Source organism: Bacteroides luhongzhouii (genome assembly GCF_009193295.2).
Lineage (GTDB): Bacteria > Bacteroidota > Bacteroidia > Bacteroidales > Bacteroidaceae > Bacteroides > Bacteroides luhongzhouii.
The window spans coordinates 1,035,679-1,048,683 of the sequence record NZ_CP059973.1 but is presented as its reverse complement, the minus strand read 5'-3'; the positions used below and the strand labels follow the sequence as shown (position 1 = coordinate 1,048,683).

10 protein-coding genes are annotated in these 13,005 nt (G+C 42.0%); 9 read left to right on the top strand and 1 reads right to left on the bottom strand.

Annotated features, from left to right (window positions below; translation table 11 throughout):
* Positions 1-17: 17 nt before the first annotated feature.
* On the top strand, positions 18-1,793 hold the full coding sequence (locus GD631_RS03985; RefSeq protein ID WP_143258969.1) for a hydroxymethylglutaryl-CoA lyase-like TIM-barrel protein: 1,776 nt from the start codon (positions 18-20) through the stop codon (positions 1,791-1,793).
* 151 nt (positions 1,794-1,944) lie between these two features.
* Here the strand turns inward: GD631_RS03985 and GD631_RS03980 are convergent, their stop codons facing one another.
* A complete protein-coding gene (locus GD631_RS03980) occupies positions 1,945-2,340 on the bottom strand; it encodes a helix-turn-helix domain-containing protein (RefSeq protein WP_008646709.1) in 396 nt (131 codons plus the stop codon).
* A gap of 350 nt (positions 2,341-2,690) precedes the next feature.
* On the opposite strand from GD631_RS03980, the gene GD631_RS03975 reads away from it, so the two are divergent.
* The 8 genes from GD631_RS03975 (at position 2,691) to GD631_RS03940 (ending at position 13,004) form a co-directional block, all read left to right on the top strand.
* Complete coding sequence (locus GD631_RS03975; RefSeq protein ID WP_008646708.1) at positions 2,691-3,551, top strand: hypothetical protein; 861 nt, start codon at positions 2,691-2,693, stop codon at positions 3,549-3,551.
* A 39-nt stretch (positions 3,552-3,590) separates the two neighbouring features.
* Positions 3,591-4,853, top strand: coding sequence for a DUF6175 family protein (locus GD631_RS03970; RefSeq protein ID WP_143258894.1), 1,263 nt, complete (start codon positions 3,591-3,593; stop codon positions 4,851-4,853).
* 11 nt (positions 4,854-4,864) lie between these two features.
* A complete protein-coding gene (locus GD631_RS03965) occupies positions 4,865-6,742 on the top strand; it encodes an LPP20 family lipoprotein (RefSeq protein WP_143258895.1) in 1,878 nt (625 codons plus the stop codon).
* A 30-nt stretch (positions 6,743-6,772) separates the two neighbouring features.
* Positions 6,773-7,354 (top strand): LPP20 family lipoprotein, encoded by a 582-nt coding sequence (locus GD631_RS03960; protein ID WP_008646705.1) that lies wholly within the window; start codon positions 6,773-6,775, stop codon positions 7,352-7,354.
* Between the two features lie 35 nt (positions 7,355-7,389).
* A complete protein-coding gene (locus GD631_RS03955; protein ID WP_223225869.1) occupies positions 7,390-8,394 on the top strand; it encodes a hypothetical protein in 1,005 nt (334 codons plus the stop codon).
* Between the two features lie 83 nt (positions 8,395-8,477).
* Positions 8,478-9,989, top strand: coding sequence for a hypothetical protein (locus tag GD631_RS03950; protein WP_223225870.1), 1,512 nt, complete (start codon positions 8,478-8,480; stop codon positions 9,987-9,989).
* 99 nt (positions 9,990-10,088) lie between these two features.
* Complete coding sequence (locus tag GD631_RS03945; RefSeq protein WP_143258898.1) at positions 10,089-11,375, top strand: hypothetical protein; 1,287 nt, start codon at positions 10,089-10,091, stop codon at positions 11,373-11,375.
* 351 nt (positions 11,376-11,726) lie between these two features.
* On the top strand, positions 11,727-13,004 hold the full coding sequence (locus tag GD631_RS03940; RefSeq protein WP_143258899.1) for a DUF3575 domain-containing protein: 1,278 nt from the start codon (positions 11,727-11,729) through the stop codon (positions 13,002-13,004).
* Position 13,005: the final 1 nt, after the last annotated feature.

Genomic DNA, 13,005 nt, shown 5'->3' with positions numbered 1-13,005 from the left:
ACTTATTATTGGCTATGATGAAAAAGGAAATTAAATTCAGTCTTGTTTATCGGGATATGTGGCAATCTTCCGGTAAATATCAACCTCGGGTTGATCAGCTTGTCCGTATTGCTCCTTTGATTATTGAGATGGGTTGTTTTGCCAGAGTTGAAACAAACGGCGGTGCTTTTGAGCAAGTGAATCTGTTATACGGCGAAAATCCTAATAAGGCCGTCCGTGCTTTTACCGCACCTTTTAAAGAAGCGGGTATTCAAACGCATATGCTTGATCGCGGATTGAATGCGTTGCGCATGTACCCGGTTCCGGCAGATGTGCGTAAACTGATGTATAAAGTCAAGCATGCGCAAGGAGTGGACATCACACGTATTTTCTGTGGGCTGAATGAAACGAGAAATATCATTCCTTCCATTAAATATGCTTTGGAAGCAGGTATGATTCCGCAGGCAACTCTTTGTATCACCTATTCTCCGGTGCATACCGTTGAATATTATGCTCGAATTGCCGATCAGCTGGTTGAGGCTGGTGCACCTGAAATTTGTTTGAAAGATATGGCAGGTATTGGTCGCCCGGGTATGTTGGGAGAATTGGTTAGGACTATCAAGGAGAAACATCCGGATGTATTGATACAATATCATGGTCATAGTGGGCCGGGATTGTCTATGGCATCCATCCTCGAGGTTTGCGAGAATGGTGCGGATATTATTGATGTGGCTATGGAACCCATGTCTTGGGGTAAAGTGCATCCGGACGTGATCTCGGTACAGGCAATGTTGAAAGATTTAGGTTTTCAGGTTCCGGATATTAATATGAAAGCATATATGAAGGCTCGTGCGATGACGCAGGAATTCATAGATGATTTTCTGGGTTACTTCATGGATCCTACCAACAAATATATGTCTTCACTTCTATTGAAATGTGGTTTGCCGGGTGGTATGATGGGGTCTATGATGGCAGACTTGAAGGGGGTGCATTCCGGTATCAATATGATATTAAAGAGTAAGAACGAACCTGAACTTAGTCTTGACGATTTGCTGGTAATGCTTTTCGACGAAGTGGAATATGTGTGGCCTAAGTTGGGTTATCCTCCTTTGGTGACTCCTTTCAGTCAGTACGTGAAGAATGTTGCATTGATGAATCTTATGCAGTTGGTAAAAGGGGAGGAACGCTGGACAATGATAGATAATCATACCTGGGATATGATTTTGGGTAAGAGTGGGCGTCTTCCGGGTAAACTTGCTCCGGAGATTGTAGAACTGGCGAATTCTAAAGGATATGAGTTTGTCGATACTGATCCGCAGCTGAATTATCCGGATGCTTTGGATGAATACCGTAAGGAAATGGATGAGAATGGCTGGGAATATGGGGAAGATGACGAAGAGCTTTTCGAACTGGCCATGCACGATCGCCAGTATCGTGATTATAAGTCGGGTGTTGCCAAGAAACGTTTTGAGGATGATTTACAACGCGCCAAGGATGCGGCTATGGCCAAGAGCGGCTATTCGGAAGAAGATATCAAGAAGTTGAAGCGTGCCAAGGCAGATCCTGTCATTGCTCCCGATAATGGGCAGGTACTTTGGGAGGTTTCTGTAGAGGGGCCATCTATTGCGCCCTTCATCGGACGCAAATATCAGCATGACGAAGTCTTCTGTTATCTTTCTACTCCGTGGGGGGAATATGAAAAGATTCTGACCGGATTTACCGGACGTGTGGTGGAGATATGTGCACAACAAGGTGCTAATGTGCGTAAAGGGGACGTAATCGGTTATATTCTACGGAGTGATATTTTTGCGTAAGCCTCTTATAGGAGTCAGGATCTAGGCTATCTGATAAAGAAGTCAGGCTGTAATCTTTTAATTAATAGATGCACAGAAAATCGATGGATAATCGGTGATCTGTGCATCTTTATTATGGTTATCTTAATGGAATTATTCTATGTGTATGTTACTATATCAGCACTTTATTCTCTAAAAGTTCTATGCGTTTGCACAATATCTCGATAAACCGGCTGTTTGCCTTGATTAGTTCACGGAGATCCTCTGCAGCTTCGATACGGACAGTGCTACAATCTTTAGCGACTCCGATATTTGTCCCGATTGTACCCGTATTATTGACATACACATTTCCATCTATTTTATTAAATAGCTCCAATGCAGACATATTTAGCACTTCTGCTATTTTGTTCAGCCTTGTTAATGTGAGGTCGGTTTCACCATACTCAATCTTACAATAGGCACTTGTTGACAGGTTCAACTTTTCTCCCATTTGTTCTTGAGTAAGATTCTTTTCCATGCGAAGCATTTGCAGCCGATGTCCTACTATCTTTTTTAAATCCGTTTCCATGTATATTGTTGTTGGGAAGCAATTTTTTATTCGACAAATGTAACAATTTTAGCGGATATAACAAATGCTATTTTATACTTATTCGAGGGAACTGAAGAAAATAGAATGATACAAAGGTTTTGAATGAGAGAATAATACTTCATTTTATTGTACATACTGCAATATTCCCTCTTCTATTTTCCTTTCTCGTTGATATTTGGATAGTACTATGCGTTTAACGGATAGTTGTGGTAAATATTGTGTATACAATTGACCTTGATGTGTGCTTAACTTTGCAACCGGAGAAACACATAATGATTCTTAACACTTAAAAAACAAACATTGCATTAATAATAAAAGAAAAAACAAACATGAAAAAGATTTTACTATTGTTCTCAATCTGCTTAATTTCGATGTTAGGTTATGCACAAACTAATGAAGATGGAAAAGAAAGCGTTTACATTGATTATTTTTCCCGTCCTGGCAGTATCAGCAACATTTTAGCAGAAGCTTTGCGTAATAAAATTATTGAAGGTATTCAAGAAATGAATCGTGTCGTGTTGATTGACGTTGATTCTAATGAGGCATTGAAAGCCGAAGCCAGGCGGCGTCAGGAAACTTCTGCTATGGGAGATGTTGTCGCCAGAAGTGAGGCTATGACGACGTTGGGAGCTAAATATTTGATTCAGGGGAATATTACAAGTATGCAGGGCATTAAAAAAACGGACAGTAAAGGAAAGCCTTATTATAAAGGAAGTGTTTCTTACACATTAAAGATTGTGGATCCTTCTAACGGTACGCTCAAAGGTACCCAGGCCTTCTCTCATGAAGGGTTGACCGGAAGCATAGGAGATACTCCTGAAGAAGCAATCCTTAAAACATTGGATTATGCCAAAATAAGCATGGACGACTTTGTTAACGAGAATTTTAAGATACAAGGTACGATTGTACAAGTGGAAAGCACAAAGAAAGATAAGGCACAGACTGTATACGTTGATCTTGGAACAAAAAGAGGTATACAGAAAGGACAGAAGTTTACCGTTTACATAGAGATGGACATTGCCGGTGAATTGTCATTGAAAGAAGTCGGCCGCTTAAACGTGAAAGAAGTGTTGAGCGGGGCACGTTCTTTGTGTAGTGTCAGTAAAGGTGGGGAAGAGATAATGAGAGCCACCAAGGAAGAAAAGAAGTTGATTATCATTTCGAGGAAAGATACCTTTTTATCACTATAATGAATTTCAATTATCAACTTCTCTCCTAGCAAAAGAAATATGAAACTACGAATACTACTTTTGGGCCTGCTGGCGACATATACTATTCATCTCACAGCGCAGGAGCTATACTCCAATGACCTGTTTTGCGTGAAAGCAGATGATAACTTAGCCGTTATCACAGCCTCCGGAATAGCAGAAAAGAAGAAAGATGTATATTCTATGGCATTGAAGTCGATTTTCAATGCTATCTTCTTGAATGGCATTGACGGAGTAGAAAACGGTCGGCCGCTGGTTGGGAAAGAGGACTCTTACTATATGAACCAGTTTTTCAGTTCACGCTATATGCTCTTTGTGAAAAACTATGAGACGGTCGGAGAACCGGTGCGGCAACCTTCCAGACTTTATAAGGGTACGGTTACGGCCCAAATTTTATTGGGTGCGCTTAAAAAGGATTTGATACGGAATAAATTGATGACAAAGCCCGTGGAGGAGATGTCGATGGAAGAAACCCGGCAACAGGTTGCTCTGCCAACTATTATGGTGGTTCCTTATAAAAGTAATGACCGGAGTTCGTATGCCGGTATCCTGAAAAATGATTTTGATCTTCGCGTAGCGGTAAGTACGGTAAAAGAAGGATTCGTCAAACTTGGTGTGAAGACGGTAGCTGCCGAAGGAAAACAGGCAGGTACTCTGCGTGCTTCTGAATGGGAGAGTAAGAATGCTGATTCCAATGATAAACAGTTGTTGATGAATTCGGGAGCAGATGTATATGTGATTGTTGATTTGCGGAAAGACATATCGGCAGCTGCAGGCAGTAGAGTCTCGTTGATTATGACTGCTCGTGAGACTGCCACCGGAATTGATTTAGCCAGCCGGAAAAGCTGGACGAACCGCTTTAGGACAACAGATGTGGACAAACTATGTGCGTATGCGGCACAGGATGTTTTGGATGGTTTTCTGAAAGATATTTCAAAAGAGTTTGCCCGGAGAGTCCAACAGGGAAATACGATAGTTCTTCGGGTCAGTCTTGCTGATAACGCTGTCAACACGATGAACAGCCGGATAAACGGGAGCACTACTCTTTCAGCGTATATACGTAACTGGGTGAGGAAGAATGCCCAGGGAGGACGTTATCATATTCAAGGTGCTGTGGATGATAGTTTGATTTTTGATTCGGTTCAGATTCCGGCAAAGGATAGCGACGGTTTGCCGATGGACTGCATCACGTTTGCGGACAATCTGGTTAATTATCTGACTGACTCCGGAATAGATAGTGAACTTAGAGTGGATGGCAGTACAATTTATTTGACTATTCAATAGATAAGTAGCGTATGAAACATTGGCTTTTATTTATCCTTGCGGTCTCATTGCTTTGTTTTCCATTATCCGGACAACCAACAGACCGTCCCGATTGGGTCAGACAGCATCCGGCAGATGGCCTGAGTTACAGTGGGATAGGGATGGCAAAAACTTCGGAAGAAGATTATCTGCAAAAGGCAAAGCAAAATGCTTTGTCCGATCTTGTTTCCGCGATTCAGGTAGAGGTAGCCACCCATTCTTTGCTGAATACTTTGGAAGATGACGGGCATTTAAAACAAACATTTGTCGAGACTATTCGTATGGAAGCCAGGGCGGAAATAGAGAACTTCCGTTTGGTGGACTCCTGGCAGGGGGACAATGAGTATTGGGTCTACTATGAACTGAACAAGGATGACTATGAGGCTTTTATGGAAGCGCGTCGCCAGAAAGCAATTCGTAATGGTTTTGATTTCTGGTATAAGGGACACGTGACTTTGCAACAAGGGAATTTGATAACTGCCATAGAGTTATTTTCGAATGGAATGGATGCTATCCGTCCGGTTCTTAATCAGGAACTATTCTGTTCTTACGAAGGAAAAACGATCAATCTGGCGACTGAATTATATGCGGCTTTGGCAGGAGTATTCGATGGAATAACGATTGTGCTGAATCCGGCAACAGTTTCAGCTACGCCGTTTCAAGGTATAAGGGAGCCTATTGCCATAGGTGTTTACCGTAATGGAAATCCGTTGAGGAATATCCGGTTGAAAGCCGAGTTTGTTTCCGGGTCGGGAGATTTGTCTTCAATGTCTCCTACCGATGAATCGGGAGTTGCCGCTCTTTATGTGCGTAATATTACTTCTAAACAAATGCAGCAGGAAATCGGGATTTCATTAATTGATGATGTGTTCAGGTTGTTCCGGAAGGGAAGTTATGCAGCTCTATTCAAACAGATGCTTTCTTCTCTTCCCGGGGCGACATTGACTGTCAACATGGCGCAGACACAGCCTTCTGCCTATGTCAGAAGTGTACAGAGCGATATGGATATGGTGGAGCGAACTGTAAAGAGCCTGCTGAACAATAATTTTTTCAATGTAGTAACATCCCCTTCTGAAGCGGACATCATCGTTACATTGGATAATAAGTGTCGTAAAGGCAATACCGTTCCGGGTGAACTATACAGTTTTATTGAATTCTTTTCTACGTTGGCGATTAAAATAGAGAATAACCGGACGGGACAAACCATGTTGAGTTATTCTATCAATAATGAACGGACATTGGTACCTGAAAATAAATCAGCTTCCCAAGGTAAGAATATGGCGGCGCGTGAATTGATAAAACGGCTGAACCGGGAGTTTGTCCGCGAACTGAAGAAAGTGACATTCGACAGAACCGGAGAGATTCCGGAAAGACAGCACGTGGAACCGGATCTTCCTGTTCCGGTAGTTGACCGTCCGCTGCCGGAAAAGAACCCCGAACCTTCCGTATCTGTTCCTGTCGTGGTCCCCGAAGTTACTCCTTCTCCTGTTGTTCCGGTGCAGACCCCGGAGCCAAAGCCGCAGAAAACAATGCGGGTAGAGTGGTTTGATGGTGTCTTTGTCGAATTTGGCAAACTTACGACGATGGGAGATAAATCGAGGATACACCTTAAGGTTATCAATACGAATACGGATGATTGTGAAGTGGATCTTTATCATATGAATCTGACAGTTGTAAACGAGAAAGGGGAGGAAAAACCGGTTACTAATCTCAAACTGGGGGCTAAATCCAATAACTACAGAGTCACTGCTCTTATTGTGCCTGATCTGCCTACTGAAATGGTCGTTGAAGTAGGTAGACTGCAATCTGTGGCACTCTTTCAACTGAAAGATTTCAAGAATAATATAGTTAAGTTGAGAGATCTGAAATGAATTTTATATTAACATTAAAAATGAATGGAAATGAAAAGAATTAATTTATTGGGAGCTTCATTGTTCACTATTGCTGTTATGACAAGTTGTGGCAGTTCGAAACCTGCAATGCAACCTGTGCAACAACCAGCAGTCCAGCAGGATGTCGAGATTAATGTTCCTTGTTCGGGACCGGAGTTTCAAACAAATAAGGAGTATTTCAGAGCTAGTTCGATGGGGCTTTCTACAGATATGTCTATTGCCAAGAAAAAAGCGATGACAGAGGCTCGGGCTGAAATCGCTACTGCTATCAGCGCGAAAGTGAAGTCGGTAACTGACAGTTACGCTTCTTCATATCAGCAGGGTGAGAACGATGAAAGTAAAAGTCGTTATCAATCGCTGACCCGTACGGTAGTGGAACAGGAATTGAGCGGTACACGTGTCATTTGCGAGAAAACAATGAAAACCCCTGATGGTAAGTATAAGGTATATGTATCTTTGGAACTGGCGGGACAGGAAATCATGGATGCTATGGCAAACCGTATCAAGAACGATGAGAAATTGCGCATTGACTTTGAATATGAAAAGTTCAAGAAAGTGTTTGAAGAAGAAATGAGCAAGAATGCCCAGTAAATAACTTGACTGCCCGGTCATCAAAATACTGAATAATGAAATGTGATTTATCGGACATAAAGCATAGCCGGGTAGTTCTTTTTGCATTCCTGCTGCCTTTACTTCTGAACAATGAGGTATTCTCACAAATAATGCCGGTTGATACGGTCTATAACCAGTCTTATGATTGGGTGTCAGGGCAGCGGGAAACCTTGCCGGGGTGGGTGTTTGCTTCCCGGCGGCAAGGCCGGGTAATCGGAGTGTCTGATCCTTGTATGAAACCTGAGGCGGCAAGGATGCTGGCTTTGCAAAGAGCGGCCTATCTGTATTCATTACAGCAGGGGGTACAATTGAAACTTCTCTCGGACATTTTTTCAACTATGGAGATAGCCAGTAACACGTATGAAGACCAAAGAAATAAAATACTTGCTTTAGGAGTGATTGAACAACCGCTTCAGCATGCATCCTACCGGATTGAGAATGAATACACGTCTATATTCGGAGAGAAATTTCTGGAGGTATCTTTTACGCAGTCGGATGATAGTTGCGACTTGGCTTATTATTCCACGAGCGAACTGATGTTTCTGTTTACGAAAGAAAGAGTAGAGGAAGAAGAAGTGAGATTTAATTTATTGCTGGAATCCGATAGCCGTGTGGAGCAATCGTTTCAATCATGGTTTCAACTTAAAGGCACGCTGGCATCCCCCCAACTGTTTTCATGTATTAACGGGGTTAAAATTTCTCCTTCGCAAAAGGGATATTGGTATGAAGACGTCGCTTTCGGAAGTCAGAACAGAACGGATATGATAGAACTGAAAAATGCTTTCTGGAATGCCTATATGACTTCTTTTGTAAAAGCCTTGTTATTATATCCGTTTTCTGATGTAAATGTCAAGCAAGTGGATGATTGTTTCAATGGTAGCAATAGTGCCAGTCGTGGGTTATACCGGGAGAAAGTTGTCGCAGTTTTGTCCATTTTTCCTTTTATCAAAGAGATACGGAATAATAAATTGTGTGTGGATTGGCAAATAACAGAACAACAAAATATAACAAGGAAATGAGGAAAATGATGAAACGGACATTATTTATAATTGTCTTATCGTTATGTCTACCGTTCAATCTTTTCGCGCAGATTGATAAAGATATGAAGGAGTTTGATGACTTCGTGAAGCAGCAACAGAAAGAATTCGACGATTTTGTGAGTGAGCAGAATAAGGAGTTTGCCAAATTTCTGAAAGAGACTTGGAAGGAGTATGATTTGCAGAAACCGGTGAAGCGTCCTCAAAGGCCGGAGCCCGTGAAGCCGGTCAGCTTTGATCGTAAAAAAACGGCAGCAAAACCGCAGGAGATTAAAATCGGGGAAGTTACTCGACTTCCCATTCCGGTAGTGGCACCAAGTGCTACCTTTTCGCCTTCTTTGGGGAAAACACCGGTTCCGGCTATACCGGGAGGCAAAGATTCTACGGTGGGATCAGGAAAGAATTCTGCCGTAAAACCGGTAAAGGATTCTGCTGCGAAGCCTGCAATCAAATCAGACGTACAACCGGATGTGACTACTCCGGCAAAACGTTCGTCTTCCGGTATGGAGTTCTCATTTTACAGTGAGAACTGCGTTGTTAGTGCGTCATTGAGAAACCGGCTCACCTTGAAAGGTATTGCAGAAAAAGATATTTCTGCCGGATGGGAGACTTTATCACGCAGTAATTATCAGCCTTTGATAGATGACTGTCTGACCATCAAAAAAGAAAATTCCCTGAATGACTACGGCTACCTGTTGCTGACCAGGAAAGTTGCCGCGGAGTTATGTGGAAGTGTCCACTCGGATGAAATAGCTCTTATGCAGATGTTTATTCTTTCTCAATCGGGATATAGGGTAAAAGTGGCGCGTATGGATAACCGTCTTACTTTGTTCTATGCTTCGGACAATATGATTTACGCTACTTGTTTCATCACCTTGAATGGGGTAACCTATTACAGGTTTGATACTTCTCCCAATAAAACCAATTCCATTTATACCTATAACCGTGATTTTGCCAACGCGAAGAACACGGTAAATATGAATATCGATGCTCCTCAAATGTTTTCAGGCACTTATGTGACGAAGGCGTTACAAGCGAAAGCTTATCCTTCCGTTAAAGTCAGTTCGAAAGTCAATTCAGGACTTGTTGCTTTTTATAAAGACTATCCGCAATGTGATTTTTCCGTCTATGTGGGGGCTCCCGTAAGTCAGGAAGTACAACAGACGGTGCTTCCGCCATTGAAAGCTGTCATAGAAGGGAAAAAACAATCGGAAGCTGCCAATATGTTGATTAATTTTGTACAGACGGCCTTTGACTATAAGACAGATGGCGACCAGTTCGGTTATGAAAAGCCTTTCTTTGTAGACGAGCTGTTTTATTATCCTTATTCCGATTGTGAAGATCGTGCGGTATTGTATTCTTATCTGGTTCGCACGCTTATGGGACTTGATGTTGTATTGCTGGAGTATCCGAACCACATGGCAACGGCAGTCTGTTTTGATGAAAACATTGACGGAGACTATGTTACTGTGGGCGGAAAAAAATACATTATTTGTGATCCTACTTATATCGGGGCCTCTATCGGCCTTGCCATGTCGCAATTTAAGAATGTGGCTGCCAAAGTGTTGAGGTATTAATGTCTCTTGATTATAAAAACAATAGAATAATAACATTTTAACTAACAGAATCGGTTCGTTATTATAACTGCTGGTTCGCATTATTAATTTTATCACATTATGAAGAATATTAAAAAGTATTTGTTGGGCATTGTAATGATGGTTGCTTCTATGACCGCATTTGCTCAAGAGGATGCCTTTAGCGGAGATTGGCAAGGGGCAAATAAGGAAGGTGATTTAAAGGTTGCGTTAACATTGAATTGTGATGGTAACTGGCAGTTGAATCCTTATAATGAGAATGCCAGATGTAATGGCTTTATGGAGGTGAATATGGTGGAACCCAGCGGCAGAGAGTCTTTGTTGGCAACCTACGAGTTCTATGTTGAGGATATGAACGGAAATGAAGTGACTCTTTCTTTTGTGGGCGGACGTCCGGAGGTCGATACCGGTATTTCCGGTCAATGCAAAATCGTTTATAAGGATGATAAATTGTCATTTGCCGGACTTGACAAAGGCGGAAAAGATGCTGCGTTTAATGGATTGACGCTTGTAAAAAGCGGCAGCGGAGCCGATGCTATAGCTGATGCCGCTGCAGATGACGGAGTTCCTTTGGGAGTCAAGATATTGGCAGTTCTCCAAATCATTCTGTATGGTGCTGTCGTTTTATTTATTGTGGGACATATGGCTTTCGTATGGTATAAGGGAGCCCGCTATAAAGAGGTTTTCACGGTAGAAGGTATGTTGAATAAACGCATTGCGGCCGGAATGCCGGAGAAGATGACGGATGAAGAGATAACGGACGCATGGAGGCTGATGGATGAGGCATTCGCTACTTGGACTGTGATTGAAAAAACAGGTGATGATGAATTCAGAAAGCCGACAAAGATGAAACAGATTAAGAGATCTGCTCTTTTGATTGATCAGGTTATCGCGATGTGTCCTACTGATGCCGATGTTATAGAGCGCTTAAATTCACTGACTGATGTGATTAATAGTGGTGAAGAACGTCATTTCGATGGTTCCAAAAAATTAATCTGGCTGGGTGTCATTGTGGGCATTTTGATGTATTGGATGATGGGAATCGGTATGATGTTCTCCACTTTAATAGCTACCGGTTTGTATATTGTAGCAAGTAGGACACCTCAGTTCTTGATCGATAAGCGGGCACTGCGTGGCGGTGGAAACATTCATAATGGCATTTTTGCCGGAGTATTTGGTTTATTGGCAGGAGCGCAGACAGTGCGGACAATATACAAATTTAATGATGGTCATAAGGAATATTCTGATGATCATTCACAACACTGGATTGCTCTGGCGATTGGTCTCGTAGTTTTATTTGTATTGGCTATGATGATGGCATTTTGGGCGCTTCTGAACTATTTACGTAATTATGTTCTATACTTTTAACGGATAAAACTAGTAAGTTTGTTAGTGGCAGAATTGTAAGTAGTCCATCTGTCTTTTTATTCGAGCATTTTGTATTGTCCATCGTAAGGCGGTGGATTTGCTAGTCGGTGGTTTGACCGATACGATGGCGGAGGATATGGAGGATGGAAGAGGTAGTGACGGATGCACAGGACATCGGCTTATAGTCGGTAGCCTGTGCATCTTTTTTTGTTTATGGCGGACTTTGACTCTCCCAAACTTGCAAAATCGTTGCAATCGTTTCACAGAACCTTTCATGTCTTGATTTTTGTTCTAAAAGTATGATTCGAATTGTTTTCTAACTTTTATATTTGTCATCAGAAACGAACGACAATGAAACATGGTATCTATATATTGGCTATTCTTATGGCTTTATTAAGCCTTCCAGAAAGTGGGTATGCTTCGATTCCATTTTTCGCTGTTGCGAATGACACGATCCAACGGGTTGTGATACATTTTGATGCGAATGAAACGAGAGTGAATCCTAATTATAAAAGTAATAATCAGGTGATTGCGACTTTGGATTCTTTGTTTTTCGGGCATCTGAATACGAAATATATAAATGCGCTGAATGTGGAAACTTTTGTTTCTCCTGATGGTGATGAGTCTTATAATAGAAGTTTGATTGCCCGGAGAAATGATTCGATAAAGGAATTCTTACAACGGTATAATTCGGATGTTAGTGTTGATAAGATTCATTTTTTTTCAGAGGGAGAGGATTGGTCGGAGTTTCGTAAGTTGGTGGCATCCGACTCCAACTTACCAGATCGGGAAGAAGTGCTGATATTGATTGATTATCATAAAAATGATGTCAATAAACGGAAGCAACTGTTGCGAAAATTGAATCGGGGAATTGCTTACCGATACATTGTTCACAATATCTTTCCAGAACTGCGGAGATCGGTTATTACGATTGTCGGAGAAACTTCGAAATTAGGTAAAGAGGCTTTTGAACCGGTATCTTCTGTCTCCGGGTTGTTTGTTTCAAATCAGGAAGAGGCGCTTCCGAAAGATCAACCTGATAAGCCTGTGGGAGAAAGTGAAAAAAAACAGGCCTGTGAGGTCGATATATCGGAGGCAGAAGGGCCGGTGCAAAGCCAAACTGTACTTGCAGTGAAGAATAATCTGTTATATGATTTGGCATTGGCGCCAAATATAGAAGTGGAAATTCCGATAGGCGAGAGGTGGTCTTTGAATACTGAATATAAATGTCCGTGGTGGCTGAATAGCAAACATGATTTCTGTTATCAGCTCCTTTCGGGAGGGATGGAAGGACGTTGTTGGCTGGGAAACCGTCAGAAACGTGACCGATTGACCGGACATTTTATCGGACTTTATGCTGAAGGCGGGATATATGACTTCCAGCTGCGTGGAGACGGCTATCAAGGTAAGTATTACGGAGCTGCGGGAGTGACTTATGGATATGCACGGCAATTGGCACGGCATTTTTCCCTTGAATTCAGTTTTGGCATAGGGTATTTGACAACAGAATATAAAAAATATACTCCTTATGAGGGGGATATTATATGGACAAATAGTGGGCGTTATAACTTTATTGGTCCTACCAAGGCGAAAGTTTCTTTGGTATGGTTGATAACAACGAAGAGATAGG

Excerpts from the sequence above, each read along its gene's own strand:
- GD631_RS03950 (WP_223225870.1), top strand. The coding sequence starts at position 8,478 with ATGAAGGAGTTTGATGACTTCGTGAAGCAGCAACAGAAAGAATTCGAC.
- GD631_RS03960 (WP_008646705.1), top strand. The coding sequence starts at position 6,773 with ATGAAAAGAATTAATTTATTGGGAGCTTCATTGTTCACTATTGCTGTT.
- GD631_RS03970 (WP_143258894.1), top strand. The coding sequence starts at position 3,591 with ATGAAACTACGAATACTACTTTTGGGCCTGCTGGCGACATATACTATT.
- GD631_RS03980 (WP_008646709.1), bottom strand. The coding sequence starts at position 2,340 with ATGGAAACGGATTTAAAAAAGATAGTAGGACATCGGCTGCAAATGCTT.
- GD631_RS03955 (WP_223225869.1), top strand. The coding sequence starts at position 7,390 with ATGAAATGTGATTTATCGGACATAAAGCATAGCCGGGTAGTTCTTTTT.
- GD631_RS03975 (WP_008646708.1), top strand. The coding sequence starts at position 2,691 with ATGAAAAAGATTTTACTATTGTTCTCAATCTGCTTAATTTCGATGTTA.
- GD631_RS03940 (WP_143258899.1), top strand. The coding sequence starts at position 11,727 with ATGAAACATGGTATCTATATATTGGCTATTCTTATGGCTTTATTAAGC.
- GD631_RS03965 (WP_143258895.1), top strand. The coding sequence starts at position 4,865 with ATGAAACATTGGCTTTTATTTATCCTTGCGGTCTCATTGCTTTGTTTT.
- GD631_RS03985 (WP_143258969.1), top strand. The coding sequence starts at position 18 with ATGAAAAAGGAAATTAAATTCAGTCTTGTTTATCGGGATATGTGGCAA.
- GD631_RS03945 (WP_143258898.1), top strand. The coding sequence starts at position 10,089 with ATGAAGAATATTAAAAAGTATTTGTTGGGCATTGTAATGATGGTTGCT.